Origin of the sequence: Kitasatospora sp. NPDC127035, from assembly GCF_042726075.1 — a bacterium.
Taxonomy (GTDB): Bacteria; Actinomycetota; Actinomycetes; order Streptomycetales; family Streptomycetaceae; genus Kitasatospora.
Window position 1 is genome coordinate 25324 of the sequence record NZ_JBHXDN010000035.1, and the last position, 25440, is coordinate 50763.

Below are 25440 nucleotides of genomic sequence, written 5' to 3' on the forward strand. Positions count from 1 at the left end.
GGAGGCTTCCAGGTGGGCAATCCACGGGCCCGCCCCGGCCGTCAAGGCCGCTCCGGTGTGCCCGCCCTCTCTCGTACGAACCAAGACGGTCTGTACGACCGGCGGGAGGCTCGCGCAGGGTTGCAGCTTCCGTAGCGTCATGTGGTCAGGTGGAGCCGTCCTCATTCGTTCGCGAAAGGCCCTCCGCCGATGCCCACGTCGTTCTTCGTTTCACGTCAGGCCAGGATCGGTGACGTGGCGGCCCTCGTAGGCACGACACCGCGAGCGATCCGGCACTACCACGACATGGGTTTGATCTCCGAGCCCGGACGGGGCAGCGACGGCCGTCGGCGCTACGGCTTCCAGGACGTGGTCCGCCTCCTGTGGATCCGGAAAATGGCCGAAGCGGGAATCACCCTGGACGACATCCGTGACGCCTTCACCAACACCGCAACCGTCTCCGAGACCGTCTCCGAGACCGGCGAGAGCGAGGGGGGCGGCATAGAGGCCACCCTGGCTCGGCTGGAGGAGGACCTTGCCGCCCGGGCGGCAGAACTCGCCCGCCAGCAGGCCCGCGTACAGCGGATGCGTGCCGAAGGCAGCCGGATGGGCCTGCTCTCCGAGGCAGTCACCGGTCGCTTGAAGAACCTCCCCGAGGGCTCGCTGCGCCAGGACGATCTGGACACGCTACTCGTCACCGAGCGGATCTTCGGCTCGCTCGGCGCGGCCGTGCAGGCATCCCGGTTCATGGCGCTGGCCGCCCACCCCGAGCTCCGGGCCGAGTCCGACCGCGTGGACGCTGCCGAGGAAGCACTCGACGACACCGTCGCCGTCGACGACCCACGTGTTGCCGAGACGGCCGCCCGGCGCCACGCGTTCGAGAAGACCCTGATGGCGGTGATCGAGGAGTCGGGGATCGAGGAGGAGGAAGCAGCCCTCCTCGACGCCCTGGACGCCGCTCACCCGGAGGCCGCCGAGGACACTGCGGAAACGGAGGCCGAGGAGGGCGGCATGAGCGTGTTCGAGGCCGTCACCAGGTTGCCTCACGGCTTCTCCCCGGCCCGGGTGCGCTGCGCGGAACTGGCCCAGGAACTCGCCGACCGCGACTGAGCCGGTCCGCCGGAAGTCCCGCGCGGAGAAGGCCCGGATCGCGGTCACCTTCCGGGCGACCTCGGAGAAGGCGACCCGCCCGTACCGCCCGAGGGGTGTCCCTCGCCCGGCAGTTCACGCTCTCGGTGCCGACCGGTACCGACCGGTGCACTCGCAGGGGGCTCTGGGGGGGTGCTCGGGTCCACGGTTGTAGGGTCGGTGCCCATGATGCTGAAGAGGTGGACTTCCCGTGTCCTTCTGATCGACGAGCGTGATCGTCTCCTTCTGCTCTGCGGCCGGGACCCCCGCAGGCCGGGCGCGCAGTGGTGGTTCACCGTCGGCGGCGGGGTGGAGGACGGGGAGGACTACGCCCAGGCCGCGGTGCGCGAGGTGCGGGAGGAGACGGCGCTGTCCCTGCCCGTCGAGCGGCTGAGTACGGTCGTCTGGACACGGCAGTCGCTCCTGACCGTCGACGGGCAGCGCTTCGACCAGTACGAGGAGTACCGCCTGGCCCGCGTCACTGCCGCCGAGGCGAGCACGATCAGGATCGACACGGCCGAGGCCTGCTACGGGTACCGCTGGTGGGCTGCCGAGGAACTGGGAGCCACCTCCGAGACGGTCCGTCCCAAAGGGATGGCCTCCCACCTGACCAGGCTGTTGACGGCAGTCGGCGGGCCCCACCCGGAGCCCGTGCTGCACCTGGGAGACTTCGACGAGGACACCGACCCCGAGTAGGGGCCGGGCCGGCCACCCCGTACCGGACGCGGAGGCCACCTCCGGGCGGACACCCCGGGTCAGCGCTTGGACTGCCAGTAACCGAACTGGCGGAGCGGGTCGCCGTCGAGCGACCACGGCCAGGCGGTGGCCACGTCACCGAGCAGGTCGAAGGTGTCTGCGCTCTCACGCGAACGGCCCGCCTGGACCAGGGCGAAGGCGAGCACGTTGAGGTCGGCCAGGGCGGCCGCGTGCCGTAGGTGGCCGGGGCGGGGCCAGTCGGCCACGGCCGCGTCAAGCACCCGGGCGGCACGCTCGTTCGTCCACTGGCGGCGGACCAGCAGCGCCTCGATGCCACCCCGGGCGGCGATCCGGGCGTGCTCGTCGACCAGTGCGGTCAGCTCCACGCCCACGGCCGGCGTGTTCGGGGGCACCACGGCCCGGAACGCGTCCATGAACTCCGACTGCCTGCTGCGCGAACCGCACTCCTCCGGCGACAGGTAGCGCAGCATCTGCAGGTGCGCCTCGCGGTTCCAGGGGTCGCGTGCGCGCACCTCGTGGAAGACGGCGAACAGCTCGCGCGACTCCGCGCGCGTCAGGCGCAGGATCCCGAGCAGCACCACCCAGGGGGTCGGGTCGTCGGGCGACGCTTCGGCGGCACCGTAACAGTGGTCGGTGGCGGCGCGGGCGTCCTCCATCCGTCCCGTGTACCGGCCGCGGACCAGCTCTACCCACGCCTCGAAGACCTGAGGGTTGGCGTTGTTCGGGCGGCGCAGCCGCCAGAAGCGGGCGAGCGACGAGGGCGCGGCGGCCTCGGCGAGGACGGCCAACCGGTGTGCGCGACGGTCCCAGTCCGTACCGGCCTCCTGGAGAAGCCGCTCGACCTGCTCGATGCGAATGGCATCCTGGCCCGGCATAGCGGCGGAATTCAGCTGGCGCCGCACGCGACCGAGGGCGGCGTCGTCGAGTTCCGGCCGCACTCGCGGGCCTGAAGCGCGAAGTCTTCGAAGGATCGACACGGGCCAGAGCCTAGGCCGACAGTCGAATTTCGGACAGTCTCGGAGGAGGATCGTTATGTCCGGGCAATTCCGGTGACCGCACCTGGGCAACCTCGATCTCCCGGGCAGGTACTGGCGGATACGGCCAAGCAAACTTTAGGTAGGCTGCCCTAACTTTCCTTTGGCCCCCGGAGGGCGGGGCGACACGTCCCTCCCTCCGACACAACGCGGGCCCGGCCGGCAGTCAACAAACCAGCGCGACGAGCACGCTCGGGGAATTCGCTCACGGATCCTCGTCAGCAAAGGAAGCGGGTGTCCGGGCAGCGCCTCACTCGGCGTCCTCGTCGGTGAAGGAGAGTCGTACCGCCACAAGACCGCCGCTCTCGTCGAGGTCGGCGAAGACGGGGAACCATCCGTCACCCCAACTGGTCATCGAGAACAGCACCTGGGCGCCGCCCACCTCGACGGTGCCCGCCTCCAGGGCCGAGGAACGCACCTCGCGCATCGCCTGCCAGTGGTGGGAGTGCGGCCGAAAGTCGAACACCAGGCCATGTCGGGGATGCGCGTCCTTCCAGGCCAGCAACGCCTCGACCTTCTCCACTGCTTCGGCGATCTCCAGGTCGGCCCAGCCGTAGAGATCCTCCTCGCCAGTCGCGCCGAGCCGGGGAGCACCGAAATCTCGGGCCACCTCGTCCTGTGCGCCACCCCAGAAGGCCACATCGGCCAGACCGTCCAACGGCTCGTCGTGTTCCCAGGCCCCGAGCGAGTCGGCGTCGCCGAAAGCCACTCGCGCCCAGTCCACGCAGATGTCCCCCAGCGGGACCGACTTCGCCACCGGCACATCGGTGACCCTGACCCGCATCTCCGCCCACCCCGATCCGTCGCCGACGCGGGTCGCCTCCACGGGAAGAGCCCGATCGCGGGGCAGACCACCGAGCGCGACGGCCGGAACGCCGAAGGCAAGGAAGCTCCCGCCGCCTGCCACCCCACATCGGCGGACCCGCTCCCGATGCGGCACCCGGCCGTCGAAAGCCTCCACCCGGGCATCGAGGCCACGTTCACGGCAGTGCGCCTCGAAGTGCCCCGCCACCTCCGCGACTCCGGACGCCGGAATGTCGTACAGCGTCGTTCCCGGCTGCCGGTCGAAGGACCTCGCGGCAGCCTCGGCGTCGGGCCCCACTATCTCGAAGTCCACCGCGCGGACGATGTCGTCAGCCATGGCCGGGTCGTGGACACCCAACTGTTCGGGATCGATCCCGGCGGGAGACTCGTCCCCGCTCCACATGCCGAGGTAACCGCCGTCGATGATCACCAGGTCACCGGACGGGCACGTGATCCGGCCCAGCTCGAAGATCTCTTCCATAGCCGGGGAGTCTAGGAGTGTCGTCCGACACCAGGCCTCGACGAGGGCCGACGGCACCATGGCCGGGGCCGCCGTCGAATCCGGACGTGGCTGCCCGCCACCACCCCGGAATGACATGGCTGCCCCGCCGCCACCCCGGAATGCAGACGGCCGCGTCTCGCCACCGCGACCGGGAACCCACACTCCCCGACCCGGGTCGACGCCGGCGGCAGGGGGCCCGACGAGCGGCGCAGCGAACCCGCCGGGGCCGGGAGCACGGGCTCGTGTGCACGGGTGGAGGGACTCGAACCCCCAGCCTGCCGCTTTGGAGACGGCTGCTCGTCCAGTTGAGCTACACCCGCTCAGCCAGGCCGGACTCGAACCGGCGACCTACGCCTTATGAGGGCGGTGCTCTATCAACTGAGCTACGGGCTGTCGGCCCTGGTGGCCGCGTGCCTTGATTCTGCGGCACGGCCCCACCGGGCGTCACCCGGTTTTCCGGTGCGCCACAGAGCATGTCAGGCGGCCCCGGCGAAGCAAGCCGGCCGGCGTCCGATCCTCTGCCGTCCACCAGTCACACATCCGCCTGCACCGTCCCGCGCTGCGGCTTCCCGAGGTCGCCGAAGACGTTCGCGTCGAGCTCGCGGTGAGCGTCGTTGTCGGGCATGCCGCGCAGCAGCAGGTCGCGTGCGGCCGTCAGCGGTCGACGGGTGCGCCCGGCGGAAACGGGAGGTCTCGGCGGTCTGCTACAGGCCGAACTACGGTGGACGTGATCCGGTACGGCGGTCCCTCCCGTCCCGGCCGGGGCGGCAGTGACTACCGTGGACGAAGAGGCCGAACTCCTCCCCACGTGGGGAGGCCGCAGGTCTGACAGGAGCCGGTTGTGAACGACCTCGGTGACGGCAAGGCCTCCAGCGGTGTGCGCGGGTACGCGTTCGCGGGTCGCGAACGCGAGATGCGGGCACTGCTGGGCGCGGTGTCCGGGAAACGCCCGGCAGTGGTCCTGGTGGAGGGCGAGGCGGGGATCGGCAAGTCGCGGCTGGTCGCGGAGGCGTCCACGGTGCTGGGCACCGAGGGCCTGCGGGTACTGGTGGGCGGCTGCCATCCGCTGCGTGAACCACTGGCCTACGGGCCGGTGGTCGACGCACTGCGCCGGGTCGGAGCGTGGCTGCCGTCCGTGGAGCGGCTGGACGTGTCGGCGGGGGCGCTGGCGCCGCTGCTGCCCGACCTGGCCGGCGCGCTGCCTCCCCCACCGCCGGCACCGCCGGATTCCCCCGGGTCGAGCGGGCAGCGGTCCCGGGTGGCGTCGGGGGTACGGACGCTGCTGGAGGCGGTGGCCCCGACCGTGCTGGTGGTCGAAGACGTCCACTGGGCGGACGAGGCGACCCGTGAGCTCCTCCTCCTGCTCGCACGGGACATGCCCGCCGACGCCGCGCTGGTACTGACCTACCGGGCGGAGGACCTCCCGGTCGGCCGGCCGGTGCTGGGTGCCGCGTTCCGCCGTCCGCCGGGCACGGGCGGGGCCGAGATCCGGCTCGGCCCACTCGGCGAACCGGAACTGCGGGCCATGGCGCGGGACGTACTCGGCGACCGGCCGAAGCCGACCCTGGTGCGGGCCCTTCTGCAGCGGAGCGGGGGTCTGCCGCTGGTGATCGAGGAGGACCTGGTCACCCTCGCCGCCGTGCCGCGCGGCACGGACCTGACGGTGCTACGGGTGCCACGAAGCCTGAGCGAGGTGCTGGCCGAACGCAGGGCCCGGCTGGGCCCGGACGCCGCCGCGCTGGTGAACGCTGCGGCGGTCCTGGCGGTCCCGGCCGGACAGTCGCTGCTGGCCGACGTGGCGGGCCTGGACGGGAACCGGGGCGAGGCGGCCCTGCTGGAGGCCCTGGGCGGGGCGGTGCTGCGACCGGTGGGCCCGGACTCCTACGGGTTCGGGCACGCCCTCGCCCAGGAGGCCGTCTACGGCGCAATCCCCGGGCCGGTACGCAACCGGGCCCACCGGCGGATCCTTCAGGTGCTGCTGTCCCAGGAGCCGCCACCACTCGTGCAGATCGCCCACCACTCCCGCGCCCTGGGCGACCTGGCGGCCTGGCTGCCCCGCGCCCAGGCAGCCGCCGACCAGGCCACCGCGGTCGGCGACCACGGCACCGCCGCCGCACTGCTCCAGGAGATCCTCGACCAGCCCGGCCTCACCTCCGAACAGCTCACCCGCGCGGCCCTGGCCATGGCCGTGGCCGCACACTTCCGTACGGACCGCACCGCCTCCGTGGCGGCGCTGCGCCGGATCATGCTGCTGCCCGGCCTGCCCACTGCGGCTCGCGGCCAGATGCGATCGGCCGTCGCGATGGCGCTGATGTACCAGGAGGGTGATCCGGGGGGCGAGGAGGAGATGCTGACCGCCCTGTCCGAGGTGGAGGAGAGCGACCCGGTCTCCACGGCCAGGATGCTCGGCCTGCTGGGTGTTTCCAGGACCGGCCGGTTCTCACTCGCCGAACAGCGGGCCATGGTCGAACGCGGATTCGCCCTGCCGGCGGCCGGCGAGGACCACTACGCGCAGATGCTGCTCCACCTCGCCAGGTTCGGCCAGCAGTGCGTGGCCGCCGATCCCGCCGCCGCCGAGCTGGTGGCGATGCTGCCCCGCGAGAGTGACGACGTGCAGATACTCCAGGGCACGGCGATCTTCCTCACGGCCAGTGTCGGGGGCGCTCTCCCCGTCGGCAACGACCGGTCGGCCGCGCAGGCCCTCGCCGAGGCGACCGCATTGGTGGCACGCACCAACATGCAGACGCTGGACCTGCATCTTCGCACCTTCCGCGTCGTGCTCGACTGGCAGGCCGGGCGCTGGGACGAGGCCGAACGGGGCCTGGAATCCTTCCACGAGCGCTATCCGGATCGTCCGCTGGACGCGGGTGGGCTGCTGGCGACCGTCCGCGGTCTCGTCGCCGCCGCCCGCGGCCGCACCGCGCAGGCCGCCGACGCCTTCGAACAGGTCCTCATCCGCGAGGGCGTCCACCTGGACTCGCTCGGCGCCGCCGCCGGCGCCGCCCGCCTCCACCTCAACCGCGACGACCCCCAGGCCGCCTGGCGGGCTCTGACCGACCCGCACGACTTCCTCGCCTTCCTCGACCGCAAGGAGGCCTGGGCCCACGCCTGGGACCTCGTCCCCACCGCCGTCGAAACCCTCCTCGCCCTCGACCGCACCGACGAAGCCGAGGCCCTGACCGCGCGCCACACCACCGGGGCCGAGGGCCGGGACGCGCCCGGCGCCGTCGCCGAACACCACCTGTGCCACGGCCTGCTGCTCGCCGCCACCGACCCCGGCGCCGCGATGGCCGCCTTCGACCTCGCGGCCGCACGATGGACCGCCATCGGCCGCCCCTACCCCGCCGCCCTCGCCACCGAACGCGCCGCCCGCACCCGCACCGACCTCGACGACGTCTCCGCCCGCCTCACCGCACCGATCACCACCTTCGAACACCTCGGCGCCACCTCCGACGCCGCCCGCTGCCACCGCACGCTACGGGAACTCGGCAAAGCGACCTCCAACCCCCGCGGCCGGGCCGGCTACGGCGACCGCCTCTCCCCCCGCGAAGAACAGATCCGCGACCTCCTCACCACCGGCGCCACCAACAAGGACATCGCCGCCGCACTCTTCCTCTCCACCCGCACCGTCGAGAACCACGTCGCCCGCGTCCTGGCCAAACTCCGCACCACCCGCGCCGACCTCACCGACCCACCCGGCTGAGACGCCGCCGGTAGTGACGGCGGCGGGCGGCGGCCTGGTGGCGACTGCGGCATTCCGGCCGCCGGTGAAGCAGTCCGCTCGGCGTTGCGTTCGGAGGATTCGCCTGCGCCCGGAGAAGGCGGCGGACCTCCTGGACGGTCGGGTCCACCGGGTCGCGGCTGTGTGCCTGGCGGTTCAACCGCCGCCGGCAGGGCGCGCTTCCGTTCAGTACGACTTCAGGATGACAGCTGATCGGCAAGGAGTCTGACGACGCCCGCCGCTTGACACCGGAGGATGTGACCACCCCAAGGCCTCGAAGCACCGGTTGCGGAGCCGCGGCCCTCCCGATGACCCACCCGCCTGTTCGAGCCCTGGAGCAGCAGACCTTACGGAAGCGCAGGCCGCTGGTACGCGTTGCGGGCTCGGCACGTGAAGCGCCGCCGTCCCCGAGTACCCGGTGACGCGTCGGACCAACGACTCTGGACCGCCACCCATGCACGTGACCACCCCCGCCAGCTACCTGGCCCAGCTGTGTCGAGAGCTCACCGACTTCGCCTGGAGACAGACCCGCGCCTGTGCCTACGCCATCGCGCTGCTCGCAGGTGTGGCGGCTTCCACCGCGCTGCCGAGTTTGCCCCTGGCCCGCTACGACATACTCGTCGTCTACGGCATCCTGCTCACCCTGACGTTCTGGCGGTGCGGCTGGGAGACTGGTCGCGACGTCGCCGTCATCGCCGTCTGCCACGTCATCGGACTGGTATTCGAGCTGGTGAAGGTGCACCTCGGCTCGTGGAGCTATCCGGAGCCGGCGGTACTGAAGATCGGAGGCGTCCCGTTGTACGGGGGGTTCCTCTACTCGGCTGTCGCCAGCTACGTGTGCCGTGCCTGGCACCTCTTCGACCTGCGGCTCACCCGCTACCGCCGCTGGCCGACAGCTGTGGTTGCGGCTTTGATCTACGTCAACTTCTTCACCCATCACTGGCTGCCCGACGCGCGCTGGCCACTGGCCGCCATGCTGTTGGCGGTCACCGCCGGCACGACGGTCAGCTACCGCGTCCGCGGCGACCGGCGACGCATGCCTCTCGCATTGTCGTTTCTCCTCATCGGCTTCTTCCTCTGGCTGGCGGAGAACCTGGCCACCTACTCCGGTGCCTGGCGGTACCCCCACCAGCTACAGGGCTGGGAGCCCGTCGCTCCCGCGAAGATCGGCGCATGGACGCTGCTGATCAGTGTCACGTTCGTCCTGGCAACGATCGGCAGACTTCGACCGCCCAAGAGTCCGCGCTCTCCTTGACAGGCTTTCCTGCCCCACCCAGCGGGGCCCGGCAGGTTCACGACGCCGGGGCGTGGTCGCGGATGCCGGCCGGGAAGCGGGGCCCGGTGCTGAGCGACTCGGAGCGAGTGGCCCTGACCGCGGCAAATCCCGCTCCCCCGACTGATAGGAAGAGCACGGCACAATCCTGATCGAAGGGGGCACGGAAGAGATGGCCGTCCTGACGCCGAGGCGCCTCTGGAAGGGATACAGCAAACCGCAGCGCACCGAGCTCTACCTCCGCTGGTCGCTCTACCTCGTGCCGCTGGTCATGCTCCCGCTGATCATGCTGGCCATCGCCGCCGCCCCGGACGTCCAACCGGACACCGACGGCATCGCCCGGGTCTGCCTGGTCGTCGTCCTGGGCACCACCCTGCTGACCCTGCGGGCCCTGCGCACCTCACTCGACCACTACCTGAAGCGGCCCACCGACCACCTGCGCTGGCTCGTCGCCGTGGGCGTCGTGGCAGTGGCCGGCTCCTGGGCCGTGCTGCTGCTCGGCCCGGCCGGCGGCGGGCCGGGCAGTCCGTACGCGCCGCCGTTCACAGCCGTGGTCGTCTCCGCCCTGCTGGCCAGCGCCTTCTGCCCGGCGAGCGTGGGCCTGCCGGTGGGCCGGGCGTGCCTCGCCGGGGCGGTGGCCCAGCTCCTGATCGTCCCTGCGGCCCTGCTGGCCGGGCTCAGCGCCCCGACCACGGCCGGTCTGCTGCTCGGCAACCTGATCACGCTCGCCGCCGTCGGCTTCAGCTGCCGCAGCTTCGCCTGGTTGCAGTCCGTCGTCTGGGAGCTGGACGCCGCCCGCGAGGCCCAGGCCCGGCTGGCCGTCGCCGAGGAGCGGCTGCGGTTCTCCCGGGACCTGCACGACGTCATGGGCCGCAACCTCACCACCATCGCGCTGAAGAGCGAGCTCGCCGTCCAACTGGCCCGCCGGGGCCGGCCGGAGGCCGCCGACCAGATGACCGAGGTGCAGCGGATCGCCCAGGAGTCCCAGCGCGAGGTCCGGGACGTCGTCCGCGGCTACCGCACGGCGGACCTGCACGCCGAGGCGATCGGCGCCCGGGCCGTCCTGCGCGCCGCCAACGTGGCCTGCGCGATCGACCTGGGCGAGGACGCCGACGAACTGCCGCTGCCCGTGCAGTCTGTGCTCGGCTGGGTGATCCGCGAGGCCACCACCAACATACTGCGCCACAGCGAGGCCGCCCACTGCTCGATCCGGCTGCGGCGCGAGGGGAACCGGGCGGTGCTGGAGCTGGAGAACGACGGGGTGCCGGCCGTGCCGATCCCGTCCCAGGGCAGCGGGACGGGGCTGCGCGGACTGCGCGAGCGCCTGGCCGCCCACGACGGCGAGCTGACCGTCCCGGACGCCGGGACGGGCCGGTTCCGGATGCTCGCCAGCGTCCCGCTCTGACCCCCGCCGGCCCCGCCGGATCGAGACCGCGTTTGAGATCTGTCGTGTCCCCTTGCTGGGGTTCGTTGAGCTCACCGTGAGTGGTGTTGAGGGTGGGGTATCCGTCGGACCTGGCGGATGAGCAGTGGGCGCTGGTGGAGCCGCTGCTGCCGCCGGCGCGGGTGGGTCCGAAGGGCGGTCGACGGGAGAAGCACCCGCGGAGGCGGATCGTCGACGCGATCTTCTACGTGGTCCGCACCGGGTGTGCCTGGCGGCAGTTGCCGAAGGACCTCCTAGTAGTTACGTGGAATCAAGCGCTACAGGGTGCGCCTCGTATCCTGCGGCGTTTCCACGTACTGAGGAGACCTGTTGGGCGGCGCGGTGGTGTTGGAGGAGAAGTGGCCGGTCCTGGGCCGGCATGGGCGGGCGGCTGAGTGGCTGAAGGTGTGGACGGATCTGGGGCGGGCGCCGCGGACGATCGACGCGTACGCGAGAGGCCTGGCCGAGTACCTGCTCGTCTGCGAGCGCGATGAGGTCGACCCGGTCACCGCGAATCGGCTGCATGTGGCCGCGTTCGTGAAAGACCTGAGCTCACGGCCGAGCCGTCGCGGGCCTAATGTCGTCGCGATCGACTCCGGGGTCGGCCTGGCGAACGCGACCCTGCAGCAGCGGCTGGTGCCGGTGCGGCTGTTCTACGACTACCTAATCGAGGAGGGGCTGCGGGAGTCCAACCCGGTCGGCCGCGGCCGCTACACACCAGGCCGGAAGTTCGGCGGTCATCAGCGCGGCCTGGTCCCGCGCTTGACGAAGCTGCCGTGGATTCCGAGCGAACAGCAGTGGCTCGATCTGCTGGACGTCGTGCGTGACGAGCCGGTCCGGAACCGCGTGATGCTCGCCCTCGCCTACGACGCGGCCCTGCGGCGCGAGGAGTTGTGCTCGCTGCGGACCGACGACCTCGATCCCGCGCATCGGACGCTGCGGGTCCGCGCCGAGACAACGAAGACCCGGCGCGAGCGCGTCGTTCCGTACTCGGCCGCCACCGGGGTGCTGCTGTCCGGCTACCTCGCGCACCGGGCCACGATCAGCAGGGCCCGCGGACCGCTGTTCCTGTCGGAGTCGCGCCGCAACTATGGCCAGCCGCTGACCCTTTGGACCTGGTCCAAGGTGATCCGTCGCGTGGCGCTCGCCGCCGACCTGCCCCGTTTCTCGACCCACACCACGCGGCATCTGTGCCTGACCGATTTGGCCCGGATGGGCTGGGAACTGCACGCCATCGCCACCTTCGCCGGCCACCGCAGCACCGAGTCGACACTGGCCTACATCCACCTCTCCGGCCGGGACCTGGCGGAGAAGCTGAACCGAGGCATGCAGCAGATCCACTCCTGGCGCGTGGACATGCTCACCCGGGCCGCCCAGGACGCAGGGAGGGTCGCCAAGTGACCGCGCGACCGGGCCCGACGGGCATACGGCCGACCGGCACTCCGGCGTGGGCATGGCCGATCGACCCCGCGCGCTACGACCGACACGGCCTGCTCACAGAGGCCGAGGCGGAGACACTGCGGACGCTCGGCATCGATCAGCTCCGGCAGCACGATCTCACCGAGGCGGTGCCGCTGCGGCCGATCGCCCGGCTGGTCAGGCCGCTGATTGACGCCTTCAACGCCTTGCACTGGCCGCCCGGCGATCGGCATCAGGGCCGGTACGCCCGGGATGCGGCAGGACTCGTGCTCCTGCGCTGCGGCGAACTGCGGCGGGCCTTCTGGGGCTGGTCAGTGCACGACTGGGTTGACCTGATAGACACGGACGGTGCCAACTTCCGTCGAACGTGGGGCGGGCAGATCGGCCCCAACGCCCGGCCGTTCGTGATCGCCTACGCCCATCTCATCGGCGAGTTCACCGCCTTCGACCGGCTCGGACGGTTCATGCGGCCGAGCCTGGCCCGCCGGGTCTTCGGGGCGGAGGTCGTCGACGCGGCGATCCAGCAGATCTGCGCGGTCCTGGCCGACTGGGGCTATCGCCGCGACGCCGAGAAACTGACCGCGGCTATCAGCCAGGTGCTGCTGTTGAACCGCAGCCCCCAGCTGGAGGATCTGTCCACCGAGGCCCTGGCCGCACTGCGCGAAAGCCCGGCCATGAGCGGGCAGTGGGGCACCGATCTCCACGGTATCCACCGGGCCGTCGCCGCGCTAGGCCACGCGGATCCGCCGCCATCCGTCCACGAAGCCGGTCCCGCAGCGCTGGAGGGAGCGCCGGCCGCGTGGGCCGGGTGGGTCGAGCGTTGGTACACGACCTCAACGCTGACCCCGAAGATCCGCAGAAGCTACCGCAGCGTGCTCGCCAAGATCGGCCGCTGGCTAGCCGCCGAGCACCCCGAGATCACCGAGCCCGCGCAGTGGACCCGGCAGACCTGCGCATCCTGGGTCGCGGCAGTCGACCGAATGGCCGTCGGCGACTTCTCCCAGTGGACGCACGGCATGCGCTCGCAGGGCCGCCTGGGCAAACCGCTCACTGCGGAGTCGAAGTCCGGATACCTCAAGGTGCCCCGCGCGTTCTTCCGCGACCTGCACGAATGGGAGTGGATCCCGCGCCGGTTCGACCCCGCCCATCCCTTCGGACGCCCCGAAGCGTCCGCACGCTGATGGGCCCGGACCCGCGGGTGATCGCCGACGACATCTGGGCCAAGCTGATGTGGGCCGGCCTGAACGTCGAGCCGGGTGACCTGCCGACCGCAGACGGCCGCACCTACCCGGTCGAGCTGATCCGCGCCATCACCTTGGTCTGGCTGTTCGCTGGCCAGCGCAGTGACGAGATTACCCGGCTCCGGGTCGGCTGCATCCGCTGGCAGCACGATGGGATGCCCATCCCCGGCGACTCGGGCGAGGTTCTCGCCCGCGACGCGATCTGCCTGCTCGACGTGCCCACTCACAAGACCGGCACTGCTTTCACCAAACCCGTCGACCCGCTCCTGGGCAAGGCCATCGAGGCATGGCAAGCCGTCAGGCCCGTGCAGCCGCCGATGCTTGACCCCAAGACCGGCGAGTTCGCGGATTTCCTGTTCGCCCACCGAGCCCGCCGGGTCGCCAAGCACTACATCAACACAGCGGTCATTCCGATGCTCTGCCGCAAGGCCGGGGTCCCCACCGCCGACGTCCGGGGCAACATCACCAGCCACCGGGCCCGGTCCACCATCGCCAGCCAGCTCTACAACGCCAAGGAGCCCATGACCCTCTTCGAGCTGCAGGAATGGCTTGGTCACCGAACTCCCGAGGCGACCGCCCACTACGCGAAGATCACCCCGAACACCCTGGCCAGGGCCTACAACGACGCCGGGTACTTGGCCCGCAACGTCCGCACCATCGAGGTCCTCGTCGACCGCGACGCTGTCGCCTCCGGCGCTGCGGCCGCAGGCGAGCCCTGGCAGTACTACGACCTCGGCCACGGCTGGTGCACTCACACCTTCTTCGAACAGTGCCAGCACCACATGGCCTGCGCGCGCTGCGACTTCTACACGCCCAAGGCCTCCAGCAAAGGCCAACTGTTGGAGGCCAAGGACAACCTGCAGAAGATGCTCGCGGCCATCCCGCTCACCGACGACGAACGCGCTGCCGTCAACGACGGGCAAGCCGCACTCGACCGCCTTCTCGAACGCCTTGCTGATGTCCCGACACCGGCTGGGCCCACACCACGCGAGCTCGACCTTCCTCCCGGCGCCATACGACTACCGATCATCGAGGCCGATCCGTGGAACGGGGGGAGCACCCGCCGGTCATGTTCTCGACGGGAGCCGCTAGGTTGAGCCCGCCGACTGGAAGGTTGAGGCCGTGACTGAACACCCGGATATCGCAGCATTGACCCAGCTCATGGCTCCGACGTTCGGCGTCGACGAGGCCATGGACTGGCCCTCAGTCGAGGAACGGCTGGGCATCGCACTGCCCAGCGACTACAAGGCGTTCATGTCCGTCTACGGCGGCGGCGGCATCGACGGCGTGCTCGACGTCTTCCTTCCTCTTCACCAGGACGGCATCCAATGGGAGCCCGATGCCATTGAAGACCGCGTCTCCAGTGGTCAGGGGACCTGGGAGAGCACGCCGGCGCAACGGCGTCCCGACGTGGACCCGGCTCATATCCTCCCCTGGGGCACAACCGTCGGGCCTGATCTCCTGTGCTGGATCACCACCGACCCCGATCCCGACCGCTGGCCGGTCCTGGTCTGTGGCAGGTCCGCAGACTGGACCCTGTTCGACTGCGGCATGGCCCGTTTCCTCCTGCGGATCTTCACTGCCGACCTCGCTGCATGCCCCCTGAGCGACGCCTCCCTCTGGGGAGACCCTTCGCCGGGATTCGTCCACTGGCGCGAGCAGCAGATCCGCTGGAAGGCCCGCCGAGACCCCTTCACTAACGAGCCCGATCCTTACGCAGATGCGTTCCCCCGCTGAGCACTACCAAGGCTGAGCCACCGTCACATCCGGACAGGCTTGACAACGCAGATTCCACAGAACGCCGTGGCCGACGGTGTACTGGTACTTCACCTGGTGGCACGACGACGGCACCGTCGAGCGGATCCATGACGCTCTGCGCGGCCGTGTCCGGGAGGCGGACGGCCGTGACGTGGAGCCGAGCGCGGGCCTGATCGACCCGCAGTCCGTCCGCACCGCCGACACGGTCCCCGTCGAGACCAGGGGCTTCGACGGGGGCAAGAAGGTGAAGGGCCGCAAGAGGTTCATCGTCGCCGACACCCTCGGCCTGCTGCTGGCCGTCCACGTCGTCGCGGCGAGCATCCAGGACCGCGACGGCGCGAAGCAGCCATTGCTGTGGACCCGGCTCGACCACCCCGGCGTCAAAAAGGTCTGGGCCGACCAGGGCTTCGCCGGCCGCCTGGTCGAATGGACCGCCCAGGTCCTCGGCCGCGACCTGGAGATCGTCCGCAAGGACCCCGACCGGCACGGCTTCCAGGTCAAGCCCAAGCGATGGGCGGTAGAGCGCACACCTCATGGCTCACCGCCCACCGGCGCCTCGCCCGCGACTACGAGACCAGCCCGGCCCACTCCGGGACGATGATCCGCTGGGCGATGATCGGCATCATGGTCCGCCGACTCACCCGGGCCGGGCCGCGGCGAGTCCCGGCCCTCGACCGCTCGTGCCGCAACCTTCGTAGACAGCCTGTCGGCACCGCACTGACGGCAGCTGCTGTCGGCGAGCTACAGAGCCAAGAACTCCTCAACCTCGCGTTTCAGGGCAGGCGGCACGTCGGCCAACTGCGAGACGATCAGGCGGACATCCCGCCGGAGTTCGGGGCACTCGGTCCAGGCCTTCGTACTCCTGGTGAGCACGGCTGCCAGCAGATCGCCCTCGTACATGTCGCCTTCCGCCAGTGGGTCGCCCCACAGGACCTCCACCGCCAGCGGCAGGAGGTAGGCAAGACCGATGTCTTGCCTGATCAGCAGCCGCAGGTCCTCGACCGTCAGGCCGCCGATCGGCTTGCGCCGAAGCTCGCGAGCGGTCGCGATCAGGCGGGTTTCGCCGCCCGATGGGGCCAGCCAGCGGTCACACTCAAGCTCCTCAAGAGAGCGGTCACGGTCCACGAGTCGAGTCACCGACCGATCGTCCCACGTCAGATCTCAAACGCGGTCTGAGCTTGTCCTTTATGGTCTGGTTCGGTCGCGTTCGCTGATGGTTTCGGGACGTCGGACGGTTTTGCCCACGTCATAGCGGGTGGCGGGCTGCCGGTTCTTCGAGCCGGGTGGTCTGCCGGGGCCTGGCCGGTTGGGTTTGGGAACTCGGGCGGGGCAGGGCAAGGTCGGGCGGATGTTCCTGAACCCCCGCCGGACCCGGGCCGGGGTGAGTCTGTTCGGTTCGGCGGGCCGCTCCCACGGCCGGCGTAGGTCCTCGGCGAGTGGCCGGGCGAGGCGGAGCTGGGTGTGGGCGACGATGATCAGCCAGGTCCAGCGGTCCGCCGCTTCTGGTGTGCGGAGTTTGGGGCGGGTCCAGCCGAGTGTCTGCTTGATCATGCGGAAGGTGTGCTCCAGGTCGAAGCGCCGTAAGAACGCCTGCCAGCGCAGATCGACAGCGGGGCCGCTGAGGCCGGTGGCCGAGGACCAGAGCCAGAGCGGTAGCGGGTCGCCTCCGCCGGGTAGGTGGTCGACCTGAAGGCGGATCAGCGTGCCCTCGATGAGGGGGAGTTCGCTGTCGTGGTCGATCCAGGCGGAGCGGGTGGTGAGTCGCGGGTGCAGGCGGTCCCAGGCCATCGCGGACGCCGTGCCGTAGCGGTCGGTGACCTGGACGGTCACGGTGTCGGGTGCGCCCCAGGTTTCGGGCTTGGCGAAGCGGAACTCCTTGCCGTGCTTCGGGGGGCGCCCGCCCTGGGGATAGGCCAGGGAGTACTCCAACTGTGTGGGTGTCGGCCGTCGCATGACCCGATCGGAGCGCATCCGGCCCAGCACTTCCACCGGCAGATCCTTCAGCAGGTGGGCTAGGCGTGGGGCGTCGTAGCCGGCGTCGAAGACCACTAGGACATCCGGATCGCCCTCACCCCAGCGCCCTGCGGCGATGACGTTCTCGACCACGCGGCGGACCTGGACCGCGGTGACCTCGGCGACGTCGTCCGCGGGGCCAAGGCGGACAGCGTCGAGAAGCTGGCACCAGGAGGTGCGGCCTGCCTCCAGGGCGGCGACGAACGAGTACGGCCAGCCCGGGATCATCAGGTGATGGTCGCGGCCGCGGCCGAAGGTGTGGCAGAACAGCCGGTCTGGGCTGCACTCGGCGTCCGGCCGCAGCCAGTTGCTCACGTCGACGGCCAAGACGAGCCGGCCGTCGGCGGATTTCGGCTGGGGCAGCGCGGCCAGCGTGCTCCGCAGCCGCACCACGTCGAGGCTGCCGTGGTTGAGCGCGTCGTACAGCGCCCCGTGCCCACGCCGGTGCTCGGCCACCAGCGTCAGCTCCACCGGCGACGTCACCGGACCGTCCGCACACAGCAACGCGTCCGTCAGCTCGAACAGCTCGTCCCGGCGGGCAGTGAGACAGCCGTAGAAGTCCTCCCGGAAGTGAGACGCTGCGGCGAACGGCTCGTCCACCCAGCCCTGTTCCACCAGACTCACCATCGCGGCCTTTGCCTCAAGTCCCGAAACTCTTGGTCGAGTTCAGGGTCACGCGAGGACCGTTCCGCTGTCCCGAAAACACCCGGACGAGTGATTGCCAGATCGACCTGTTCAAGGCCGCTCGTCTCGTGCCACCGGATCTTGACCGCCCTGGTCAGACGGCTCTGGGCTTCGCTGCCTGCTTCATGCCGTCGGTCGACTCCGGCGCTGCGTGGCCCTTGGAGCTGAACTGCTCGCCGATGTTGTTCCACATGAAGCCGTCCTGCCAGCCCGGCTTCGCGGCAGCCCAGCCAAGCAACGCCGTGAGCACCTTCTCCTGGGACACGGTCAGGGTCTGGAAGTGCTGCTCGGCCACTCCGTTCCGGTATTCGAGCTGGTAGGTGTTGTTCTCGCACAGCAGGACCTGGATGTACCAGTCGCCGGACCGTTCCCCGTCCACCCGCTCCACGACCATGTGGGCGTTGCCTCGCCGCAGGTTGGCCAGCATCGTCCCGATGGCGGGCTTGGTGGCGTGCTTCACCACGTGGCCACGCTCGTTGGTCGCAATCAGCATGGCCGGATCATCCAGCACGATACTGACACTGCCCCGTCAGGCCCTGGTCTGGGCGGTTCAAGGTCAAGTGGCACCAACCATGCAGTGGCCCAACTTCAGTGGGCCAGGACGCCGATGGATAGATCACAAGCTAAGGGCTGATGGGCAGGCTGACGAGGACCAAGCCGTTAGGTCGCACAAGCAGCCAGTTCCACCGCTCCGCCACCGCCTGGACCCACCGCCCCGGCCCCGACATCGGCCGGACCCTGCTGCGGATCATTGACCACGCCGGCGACCCCGGCCGGCCCCCGTACTGGCGCGAGCGCAGCACCGGTGCCTGGAAGGTCTACCTCCCCTACCCCCACCGCATCTGGTGGATCGCGCCCCGGCCGGGGCCCGTCGCGCGCACTGGCGGATCCTCCGGTTAGGCCGCGCGGGCGGCCCAGCAAGGGCTAGCGTGTGGGCGTGCCCGCGCCGACACCACCACCGCCGCCCGCACCACCGCCTGCGGCCCCGCCCGTTCCCCCTCAGAGACCCGGCCCACCGGCCCCGAGCCGAGCCCGGAAGCTGCGCGACTGGTGGGCGCAGCGGCACGCGCTGGGCCGGCTGCCCTACTGGCTGCTGACACGGGCGAGCTGGGTGCTGGCCCTGTGCGTGGCGCTGTTCGTGCTGAACGGCTTCCTGACGGGGTGGGTGAACGCGTACAACGTGATGGTGGGCATCACGTCGCCCGCCGCGGTGCGGCCGCAGTGGTGTGCGTGGCTGCTGGCGGTGACCGGTTGGGCCGCGATCCCGTCGTTCGTCGGGGGCATGGCCGGGTATCTCGTCACCGCGCAGATCCAGGCCCGCCAGGCCCTGCCGATGGAGCAGGTCCTCGACCGCGTCCGTGAGCTCTCCATGCCCGCGCCCCCGCCGCCGGGCGGGAGCAACCCGTGATCAGCCTCCACGAACTGCACAAGCGCGGCGGCGACGTCGAGAAGGCCGTCCTGGCCTTCGGCGACCTGCACCCGCCCGGGACGGCGACGGGCCCCGGCCCGGTGCCGGACTGGGAACGCGCCGAAGACCACTGGCGACGGCTCCTGACCTACCTGCTGAACAACGCCGCACCGAAAAAGAAGCAGACCCCGGAGCAGAGACTCCGCTTCACCGAGAACTCCGGACTTGGCCTTCTGCTCACCTGGGAGCGCACCCCCGGCTCGCAGTGCCCGATCTGTGCAGGCCTGACATGACCGCCCTACCGTGGAGACCGTGGTGGACGACGACGAGATGACACGAGCGAGCGAGGTACTGCGCGGCGTGCTGTTCCTCGCGTGCCCGGACGCTCCCGCCGCTGCCCTGACGGAGACGGCGCGCGCGATCGTCGAACGCGCCGAACAGGAAGCACCGCAGGAGGCCCCCGCCCCCGCAGTCAGCCTCACACTTCCTCGCGCTCCCGGTGAACGATTGAACCTGGAGAACGCCCGCCTGGCCGGGGCCGACCTGAGCAGGGCCGACCTGAGCAGGGCCCGACTGGCCGGGGCCCGCCTGATCGGAGCCCGCTTGACCGTGGCTGACCTGGCCGGGGCCGACCTGACCGGGGCCAACCTGTTCGAGGCCCGCCTGATCGGAGCCCGCCTGACCGAGGCCAACCTGACCGAGGCCAACCTGACCGGGGCCGACCTGGGTGGGGCCAGCCTGACCGGAGCCAACCTGTTCGGGGCCAGCCTGTTCGGGGCCAGCCTGTTCGGGGTCAACCTGACTTCGGCCGACCTGACCGGGGCCAACCTGACCGGGGCCAACCTGACTTCGGTGGTCTGGAGCCTTCACAGCACCGTGTGGCCCGCAGAGATCGCCGAACAGATGCTCGCCGAATCGGACGAGATCGCGCCCGGCGTGTACCGCGTCCGAGGAGGCTCGTCGCCGGACCGCAGCGCAGTGCCGGTGTGACCAGGGCGGGCCGCACCCGCTCGCGCTGGTGCAACGACATCGAACTGCCCAGGGCAGACTGCGATGTGATCGCTGGTTAAAGCACAAGCTGAGATCGAAACCATCCGGGTCAGGCGAACGATCGCCGGGTGCAGGTGCATCATCTGGCCTCCTCCCTCGGCGTTGGCGCCAGTGTGCCGGACCAGATCAACTGACCCGCCCCGGGACAGGATCCACCCTCGACCCTCGACCAGTCACACCCGGGGGATTCCCGCCCGGTAGGGGCGGGTCAGTCGACGTCGATCGGCGCGGCGAAGATCCCGCGGGGCCGAAGTCGGTGTACGTCGCGGTGCTGACGAACGAGGCGCCGTCGGCGGGTACCTTCAGGGTCTGCTTCGCGACCAGGACGGCAGGTCGGCCAGCGTCACCGCGTGCAACGCCGCCCAGACGTCCTCCTCAGCCCGCTACGGCAGCGCGGGTCGGCAGCAAGCGCCGGTGCGGTGCCGGCGGAGTGCCGCGGCCAGCGCCTCGGGATCGATCGCGGGTGTGCGCCCGAAGTCCGGGTCGTGGCTGGTGGGCAGGGCCGCCAGGGCCTGGCGGATGTCGGCGCACAGGCCGTGGCCGGGCCGGAACCCGGCGAAGGCGGCCAGGACCGCCGAACGCACGTCCCGCACCCCCGCCAACCGGCGGGCCTGGTCCTGCCAGTGCCGCGCCTCGCGCTGGTCCCCCCTCCCGGCACACAGACAGGCGAGGGCGTAGGCGGCCTGGAAGCATCCTGCCCCGGCCCCGAGCTGCCACCACGTCCGCGGCCCGTCCGCCAGCGCCCGGCGCATGACCGCGCCGTCCTCGTCCTCCCCCTCGTGGACAGCCAGGTGGCACAGCGCTCCGAGAACGAGCGCCCCGTACGGCTCGATCTCCGGCGCGTCCGTCAGCGCCGCGATCCACCCCGGCGACCGGGCGTCCTCCAGCACCAGGTGACACAGCGCCAGCAGCTCGAACCCGGCCCGGTCCAGACGGACCGCGACCGACGGTAAAGGCCGCTGCGAGGCCCGCGTCCGCGCCGCCAGGCGCGCCGCGACCCTGGCCGGCGCGCCGTCGAGACAGGCGGAGGCCCGGCCCCTGGCCTCGGGCTGCGGCAGACGCACTGCCGCGAGCGGCGACCAGGCCGGGCCCGGGTCCGAGGCCTCGCGGACGGCGCCGGACTGCGCGTCGACGGCGCCGTGGATGTCGATCACTGCTCTTCCGCCGTCTCGGCGCTCTGTTCGTCCAGACCCAGCGCCGAGGCGAGCCGGCGGCGGGCATCGCGGCGCAGGCTGTACACCCCGCTCTTGGTGATACCCATGATCCGTGCAGCGGTGACGACCGGATAGCCGAGCACGTAGGTCAGTACGACCACGTCGTGCTGCCTGTCCGGCAGGTCGCCGATCGCCGCGAACAGGCCGATCCCGCTCTCCAGCGCCCGGAACGCCTCCCGGGCGTCGGCCATGGCGAACGCGAACGCGGCGGAGGTGAAGGCCGACGGCCGGACGACACGCTCCGGCGTGTCGTCGACCGTCGCCCGCAGCACACCCCAGCAGAACTGCCCCGCGTTCTCCTGGCGCAGCACCAGGTCCCAGTTGGCGGCGAGGTCCGCGAAGACGTCGTCGACCAGCGCGTCGGCGGCGTCGGGATCGCCGAGGTGCAGGCGCGCGTACTCCCAGTACGCCTCGCCGTGCATCACCATCAGGGCGACCAGGTCGTTGGGCAGGGAGGTCTTCGGTACGAGGTCCCCGCCCTCGGGTACCTGCTCGGGAGGGTCCTGGTGATCCTGAGGGATCGGGGCGTCATCGTGCGCATCAGCGCGACCGCCGCCGTCGATGCCGACCATGTGGCGTCCGTCCTCCCGCCCCGGAAGCCTGGGCCGACGGTCGGCCCCGGCCTCGTGGCCTGTTCGGGACCAGGAAACCGGCTGGGCACCGTGGATCTGCAGGCCGGCCAGAAGTTGACCGGATCTGCCGCAAGAGCACGCACCTTGACCGGCTGCCCGGCATTCAGCCCGATCATTCGGTCACCAAGCGTCCTGCCCTGCCCTGCCCCTGGGAGCGTGCCCGGCGACGCCCCGCGTCCGGGGCCGCATCCCACGCCTCCGCCTCCCGACCCGGGCGTCCGGAGCCGAGGGGACGCCGCGCCCGATGGTGGACTTGCTCCTGCCCCTGGGGCAGGGGGCACAGTGGTCCGCGTGCAGGAACAGACGATCACCATCGGGGAACTCGCCGCCGCGACCCGGCTCAGCCCCAAGGCGCTGCGGCTCTACGACGCACGGGGGCTGCTGCCGCCCGCCCACGTCAACCCGCGCACCGGGCTTCGCCGCTACGGCCCCACCCAGGTGGAACGCGCCCGCCACATCGCGCTGCTGCGCGCCTTGGGGATGCCACTGGCCCGGATCGCCGCAGTACTCGACGCGGGCGCAGCGGATCGCGTCCCCCTGCTCGACGCGTACTGGCACGAACAGGCGCGCACGCACGCAACCCGCCGCGACACGGTGACCTACACCCGGGCGGTCCTGGCAGGAAGGCCGCAGACCATGTACGAGATCGCCGAACGGGACCTCCCCGAGCAGAAGGTGCTCAGCATCCAACGCCACGTGAACGCCGCGCACCTGCCGGTCTTCCTCGCCGAAGCGGCCGAACTGCTCCTCACCCACCTGCGGCATGCCAACGCCTGCCTGTCCGGACCGCTCTTCGCCGTCTACCACGGACTGGTGGACGTCGACTCCGAAGGCCCGGTCGAAGTCTGCGCCCCCACCGACGGTCCGGTCGAACCGGCAGGGCACATCGGGGTTCGCATCGAGGCCGCGCACCGCGAGGCGTACACCGCACTGACGAAGCGCGACGACGCTCCCGCGTCGGGCGCCGCCGTCCACGACGCCGTCGGTGCCTGGCTCACCGGCCACGGGCACACCCGCAGCGCCTCCAACCGGGAGGTCTACTACCCGAACTGGGCAACCGCCGAGCCGGGCGAGCACGTCATGGACGTCGCCGCACCTTTCCACCCGGGCCCCGCCGCGTAGGGACCCGGGCGACCTCCGGGCCCGTGGACGGCCCGGCCACGGCCGCCCCGGACCTGGTCCGGGGCGAGCCGCCGGAGGCGGCCCCGGCCGACCGGGGCCGGGGCCTGGGCATGGGCATGGGCCTGGGCATGGGCATGGGCCGCTACGGGCCGACCTACTTGAACGTGTCCAGCGCGGTGTCGGTGTTGTCGAGAGCGGTTACCAGTAGCTCTCGGCCCGCCCTCAGCATCCCGCCCTGGTTGATGATGTTGACGAAGTCGACGGCCGGGTCCGCCTCCTCAAGTGTGCCGATCACGCCCAGCATGATGTGCAGCGCCTCGGCAGCCTTCGCGGCCGCGTCCACGATGGCCCCGGTGTCCGGATCGTTGGCGAGGAGGAAGAGCGGGATACCCACCCGCCGGACCTGCCAGCCCAGGAACGATATCTGCCTGACCGGGTCGTCCCCGGCTCCAGCCCCGTTCAGCTGCTCCAACCATGCGGTGAAGAGGTCCTCGCCGTCCTCCTCCGCCTCGTCGGCGAGCTTCGCCTGTCCCTGCACCGCGCCCAGCAGGGTGTTGAGCAGACGCAGCCGGTAGACGTCGGGGCTGGCGAACTGCGCGGCCCTTTCGGCGTGCTCGACCGGCGTGTTGTTGCCCTCGTAGACGCCCAACGCGGCCAGGGCAGCGCCGATCTGTTCTACCGTCACGGGAATGTCATCACTCGTCATACCGGCAAGCTACCCGCCCGGGCCGGACGCGGGGGCCGAAGTAAGGACAATCAGTGCCTGGCAGCGAGCTCGTCACGAGTCCGACGGCTGATCGGGAGCCTTTCCGGGCTCTGTGGGGCCGGCAGAAGCGCAGGCAGAGCGGGTCCTGGCGGCGGGTGGTGCAGATCCGCACGAATCCCCGGCTCAGCTCGGCTCTGCCGTCGCGGCCAGATAGAGCTCCTCGGGATCGACGGCCTCCGTCGGCGGGTCGAGGATCACGTCCGTCAGCACCGCGGTCCCGGGGAAGGATACCGGGCGAAGAGGTCCTCGAAGGGGGTCTTCGTGCCGGCGGAGTGGAGCTCGATGTGGTCAGGACGGCGGGTCCACCACCGCCCGAGTTCTCACGGCATGCCACCGGCGGACCACTCGTCGATGATCTACCAGGCGAGGTCGAAGGCGTGCTGGATTCTATGGTCGCGACGACGGGTGAGCCGGTCGAGGTGGCGCCGGGCTCGGAGGACCTCGGGCAGGTGAGCTCGTCCGGTGGTCTCCTGGGTCGGCCGTCCATCGGGACGGTGGACGGCCGGCGTCCTCGGTGAAGTGCCCAGCCGAGTACCGAGACCCGCATGCCTGTGCCCGGCAGCACGAATCTGTCAGGACTCTCCTTGACCTGAAGTGCGATTGAGCTTCTAGCGTGTCCTCCAGCTGATCATCTGACGACGGGAGAAGGCGCTCATGATCCTCGTCACGGGAGCCACCGGGAACATAGGAAGTGCTCTGCTGAAGGATCTGCACGCGTGCGGCGCCGGGCCGTTGAGAGGTCTCACTCGCGATGCCGCGCGGGCCTCGTTCCCCGAAGGGGTCGAGGCCGTTGAGGGCGACTTCGCCGAACCTGCTTCGCTCAAGCCTGCACTGGAGGGGGCGCGCTCGCTGTTCCTCGTGTCGCGTATGGGCCCAGATGCCGACATCCTCGACGCCGCCTGGCAGGCAGGTGTGGAGCACGTGGTGCTCGTGTCGTCCATCACCGTCCAGACCCATCCGCACCTGGGCCCCGCCGAGGAGAACCTGGCTGTCGAGCGACTGCTCAAGGACGGCGGCATGGCCTGGACGATTCTGCGGCCGACGCAGTTCGCCTCGAACGCCCTGTGGTGGGCGGCGTCCATCCGCGAGCACCAACCGGTCAGGGTGCCGTACGCGGACATCGGGCTCCCCACGATCCACCCCGCGGACATCGCGTCGGTGGCACGGGTGGCACTGATCGAGTCCGGCCACCAGAGCCGGACGTACGCCCTGACCGGTCCGGAGCGGGTGACCGCCCGTCAGCAGGTGGAGGTCATCGCGGCAGTACTGGAACGGGAGGTGCCGTTCGTTGAGATCAACAGGGAGGAGGCCCACCGTCACATGGCCGCGTTCCTGGGAGACGAGGCCGCCGATGCGGTGCTCGATGTGACGGGCGGGGACGTCAACGACGAGCTGCTGAAGGTGCGCGACACGGTCTCGCGGGTGACCGGCTCCCCGGCCAAGCCATTCCGTCAGTGGGTTTCAGAGAATGCCTCCGCCTTCCGTTGAGCCGCCCGGTCCTGGCCCCGTTCATCTGTACTCAGCCGGGGCTACGACCTCGGTGTGAGCCTTG

Annotated in this window: 23 protein-coding genes, 2 tRNA genes and 1 pseudogene; 16 read left to right on the plus strand and 10 right to left on the minus strand. The window is 70.8% G+C overall.

Annotation, left to right across the window (positions count from 1 at the left end; genetic code table 11):
• Nucleotides 1-189 precede the first annotated feature (189 nt).
• On the plus strand, nucleotides 190-1089 hold the full coding sequence (locus tag ACFWIC_RS23395; protein ID WP_380519922.1) for a MerR family transcriptional regulator: 900 nt from the start codon (nucleotides 190-192) through the stop codon (nucleotides 1087-1089).
• 204 nt (nucleotides 1090-1293) lie between these two features.
• A complete protein-coding gene (locus ACFWIC_RS23400; protein WP_355405970.1) occupies nucleotides 1294-1803 on the plus strand; it encodes an NUDIX domain-containing protein in 510 nt (169 codons plus the stop codon).
• 59 nt (nucleotides 1804-1862) lie between these two features.
• Here the strand turns inward: ACFWIC_RS23400 and ACFWIC_RS23405 are convergent, their stop codons facing one another.
• The 4 genes from ACFWIC_RS23405 to ACFWIC_RS23420 all read right to left on the minus strand — a co-directional run bounded on the left by ACFWIC_RS23405 (nucleotide 1863) and on the right by ACFWIC_RS23420 (nucleotide 4557).
• Complete coding sequence (locus ACFWIC_RS23405) at nucleotides 1863-2699, minus strand: hypothetical protein (protein WP_355405971.1); 837 nt, start codon at nucleotides 2697-2699, stop codon at nucleotides 1863-1865.
• Between the two features lie 409 nt (nucleotides 2700-3108).
• Entirely contained in the window at nucleotides 3109-4143 is a 1035-nt protein-coding gene (locus ACFWIC_RS23410) for a hypothetical protein (protein WP_380519923.1), read from the minus strand.
• A 268-nt stretch (nucleotides 4144-4411) separates the two neighbouring features.
• Nucleotides 4412-4484: transfer RNA gene (locus ACFWIC_RS23415), tRNA-Trp, on the minus strand.
• A tRNA-Met gene (locus ACFWIC_RS23420) sits at nucleotides 4485-4557 on the minus strand.
• A gap of 448 nt (nucleotides 4558-5005) precedes the next feature.
• Here ACFWIC_RS23420 and ACFWIC_RS23425 point away from each other — a divergent pair.
• The 9 genes and pseudogenes from ACFWIC_RS23425 to ACFWIC_RS23465 all read left to right on the plus strand — a co-directional run bounded on the left by ACFWIC_RS23425 (nucleotide 5006) and on the right by ACFWIC_RS23465 (nucleotide 15600).
• The gene (locus tag ACFWIC_RS23425; RefSeq protein WP_380519924.1) at nucleotides 5006-7867 is read left to right on the plus strand and encodes an ATP-binding protein; all 2862 of its coding nucleotides are present in this window, start codon (nucleotides 5006-5008) and stop codon (nucleotides 7865-7867) included.
• Nucleotides 7868-8339: 472 nt separating this feature from the next.
• The gene (locus ACFWIC_RS23430; protein ID WP_380519925.1) at nucleotides 8340-9140 is read left to right on the plus strand and encodes a DUF817 domain-containing protein; all 801 of its coding nucleotides are present in this window, start codon (nucleotides 8340-8342) and stop codon (nucleotides 9138-9140) included.
• A gap of 190 nt (nucleotides 9141-9330) precedes the next feature.
• On the plus strand, nucleotides 9331-10563 hold the full coding sequence (locus tag ACFWIC_RS23435; protein WP_380519926.1) for a sensor histidine kinase: 1233 nt from the start codon (nucleotides 9331-9333) through the stop codon (nucleotides 10561-10563).
• Nucleotides 10564-10643: 80 nt separating this feature from the next.
• A pseudogene (locus tag ACFWIC_RS23440) lies at nucleotides 10644-10832 on the plus strand (transposase); the annotation flags it as partial.
• Between the two features lie 79 nt (nucleotides 10833-10911).
• Nucleotides 10912-11982, plus strand: a complete 1071-nt coding sequence (locus tag ACFWIC_RS23445) for a tyrosine-type recombinase/integrase (RefSeq protein ID WP_380519927.1) — start codon at nucleotides 10912-10914, stop codon at nucleotides 11980-11982.
• Complete coding sequence (locus ACFWIC_RS23450) at nucleotides 11979-13181, plus strand: hypothetical protein (protein ID WP_380519928.1); 1203 nt, start codon at nucleotides 11979-11981, stop codon at nucleotides 13179-13181. Before ACFWIC_RS23445 ends, ACFWIC_RS23450 begins: the two co-directional genes overlap by 4 nt.
• A 17-nt stretch (nucleotides 13182-13198) precedes the next feature.
• Nucleotides 13199-14338, plus strand: coding sequence for a tyrosine-type recombinase/integrase (locus ACFWIC_RS23455; protein WP_380519929.1), 1140 nt, complete (start codon nucleotides 13199-13201; stop codon nucleotides 14336-14338).
• A gap of 25 nt (nucleotides 14339-14363) precedes the next feature.
• On the plus strand, nucleotides 14364-14978 hold the full coding sequence (locus ACFWIC_RS23460) for an SMI1/KNR4 family protein (RefSeq protein ID WP_380519930.1): 615 nt from the start codon (nucleotides 14364-14366) through the stop codon (nucleotides 14976-14978).
• 76 nt (nucleotides 14979-15054) lie between these two features.
• On the plus strand, nucleotides 15055-15600 hold the full coding sequence (locus ACFWIC_RS23465) for a transposase (protein ID WP_380519931.1): 546 nt from the start codon (nucleotides 15055-15057) through the stop codon (nucleotides 15598-15600).
• A 140-nt stretch (nucleotides 15601-15740) separates the two neighbouring features.
• Here ACFWIC_RS23465 and ACFWIC_RS23470 read toward each other — a convergent pair whose 3' ends face one another.
• From ACFWIC_RS23470 to ACFWIC_RS23480, 3 genes are all read right to left on the minus strand, one after another.
• Nucleotides 15741-16136, minus strand: a complete 396-nt coding sequence (locus ACFWIC_RS23470) for a contact-dependent growth inhibition system immunity protein (protein ID WP_380519932.1) — start codon at nucleotides 16134-16136, stop codon at nucleotides 15741-15743.
• 48 nt (nucleotides 16137-16184) lie between these two features.
• Nucleotides 16185-17639: an NF041680 family putative transposase gene (locus tag ACFWIC_RS23475; RefSeq protein WP_380519933.1), complete on the minus strand. Its 1455-nt coding sequence runs from the start codon at nucleotides 17637-17639 to the stop codon at nucleotides 16185-16187.
• Between the two features lie 151 nt (nucleotides 17640-17790).
• A complete protein-coding gene (locus ACFWIC_RS23480) occupies nucleotides 17791-18189 on the minus strand; it encodes a hypothetical protein (RefSeq protein ID WP_380519934.1) in 399 nt (132 codons plus the stop codon).
• Between the two features lie 444 nt (nucleotides 18190-18633).
• Here ACFWIC_RS23480 and ACFWIC_RS23485 point away from each other — a divergent pair, with 444 nt between their 5' ends.
• The 3 genes from ACFWIC_RS23485 to ACFWIC_RS23495 are packed head-to-tail and all read left to right on the plus strand — an operon-like array spanning nucleotide 18634 to nucleotide 20094.
• A complete protein-coding gene (locus ACFWIC_RS23485) occupies nucleotides 18634-19104 on the plus strand; it encodes a DUF6313 family protein (RefSeq protein ID WP_380519935.1) in 471 nt (156 codons plus the stop codon).
• On the plus strand, nucleotides 19101-19397 hold the full coding sequence (locus tag ACFWIC_RS23490) for a hypothetical protein (RefSeq protein WP_380519936.1): 297 nt from the start codon (nucleotides 19101-19103) through the stop codon (nucleotides 19395-19397). Before ACFWIC_RS23485 ends, ACFWIC_RS23490 begins: the two co-directional genes overlap by 4 nt.
• A gap of 19 nt (nucleotides 19398-19416) precedes the next feature.
• Nucleotides 19417-20094, plus strand: a complete 678-nt coding sequence (locus tag ACFWIC_RS23495) for a pentapeptide repeat-containing protein (RefSeq protein WP_380519937.1) — start codon at nucleotides 19417-19419, stop codon at nucleotides 20092-20094.
• Nucleotides 20095-20537: 443 nt separating this feature from the next.
• Here ACFWIC_RS23495 and ACFWIC_RS23500 read toward each other — a convergent pair whose 3' ends face one another.
• Together ACFWIC_RS23500 and ACFWIC_RS23505 are read right to left on the minus strand one after the other, a co-directional pair.
• On the minus strand, nucleotides 20538-21308 hold the full coding sequence (locus tag ACFWIC_RS23500; protein WP_380519938.1) for a hypothetical protein: 771 nt from the start codon (nucleotides 21306-21308) through the stop codon (nucleotides 20538-20540).
• A complete protein-coding gene (locus tag ACFWIC_RS23505) occupies nucleotides 21305-21940 on the minus strand; it encodes a sigma-70 family RNA polymerase sigma factor (protein WP_380519939.1) in 636 nt (211 codons plus the stop codon). Before ACFWIC_RS23505 ends, ACFWIC_RS23500 begins: the two co-directional genes overlap by 4 nt.
• A 351-nt stretch (nucleotides 21941-22291) precedes the next feature.
• Here ACFWIC_RS23505 and ACFWIC_RS23510 point away from each other — a divergent pair, with 351 nt between their 5' ends.
• Nucleotides 22292-23122 (plus strand): MerR family transcriptional regulator, encoded by an 831-nt coding sequence (locus ACFWIC_RS23510; RefSeq protein ID WP_380519940.1) that lies wholly within the window; start codon nucleotides 22292-22294, stop codon nucleotides 23120-23122.
• Between the two features lie 154 nt (nucleotides 23123-23276).
• Here the strand turns inward: ACFWIC_RS23510 and ACFWIC_RS23515 are convergent, their stop codons facing one another.
• Entirely contained in the window at nucleotides 23277-23807 is a 531-nt protein-coding gene (locus ACFWIC_RS23515; protein ID WP_355403393.1) for a DUF6245 family protein, read from the minus strand.
• 735 nt (nucleotides 23808-24542) lie between these two features.
• On the opposite strand from ACFWIC_RS23515, the gene ACFWIC_RS23520 reads away from it, so the two are divergent.
• On the plus strand, nucleotides 24543-25376 hold the full coding sequence (locus ACFWIC_RS23520; protein WP_380519941.1) for an SDR family oxidoreductase: 834 nt from the start codon (nucleotides 24543-24545) through the stop codon (nucleotides 25374-25376).
• The last annotated feature ends 64 nt before the right edge of the window (nucleotides 25377-25440 follow it).

Bases quoted from the DNA above. Each gene is read 5' to 3' on its own strand.
- ACFWIC_RS23395 (WP_380519922.1), top strand. From the start codon at position 190: ATGCCCACGTCGTTCTTCGTTTCACGTCAGGCCAGGATCGGTGACGTG.
- ACFWIC_RS23400 (WP_355405970.1), top strand. From the start codon at position 1,294: ATGATGCTGAAGAGGTGGACTTCCCGTGTCCTTCTGATCGACGAGCGT.
- ACFWIC_RS23405 (WP_355405971.1), bottom strand. From the start codon at position 2,699: ATGCCGGGCCAGGATGCCATTCGCATCGAGCAGGTCGAGCGGCTTCTC.
- ACFWIC_RS23410 (WP_380519923.1), bottom strand. From the start codon at position 4,143: ATGGAAGAGATCTTCGAGCTGGGCCGGATCACGTGCCCGTCCGGTGAC.
- ACFWIC_RS23430 (WP_380519925.1), top strand. From the start codon at position 8,340: ATGCACGTGACCACCCCCGCCAGCTACCTGGCCCAGCTGTGTCGAGAG.
- ACFWIC_RS23435 (WP_380519926.1), top strand. From the start codon at position 9,331: ATGGCCGTCCTGACGCCGAGGCGCCTCTGGAAGGGATACAGCAAACCG.
- ACFWIC_RS23475 (WP_380519933.1), bottom strand. From the start codon at position 17,639: ATGGTGAGTCTGGTGGAACAGGGCTGGGTGGACGAGCCGTTCGCCGCA.
- ACFWIC_RS23480 (WP_380519934.1), bottom strand. From the start codon at position 18,189: ATGCTGATTGCGACCAACGAGCGTGGCCACGTGGTGAAGCACGCCACC.
- ACFWIC_RS23505 (WP_380519939.1), bottom strand. From the start codon at position 21,940: ATGGTCGGCATCGACGGCGGCGGTCGCGCTGATGCGCACGATGACGCC.
- ACFWIC_RS23520 (WP_380519941.1), top strand. From the start codon at position 24,543: ATGATCCTCGTCACGGGAGCCACCGGGAACATAGGAAGTGCTCTGCTG.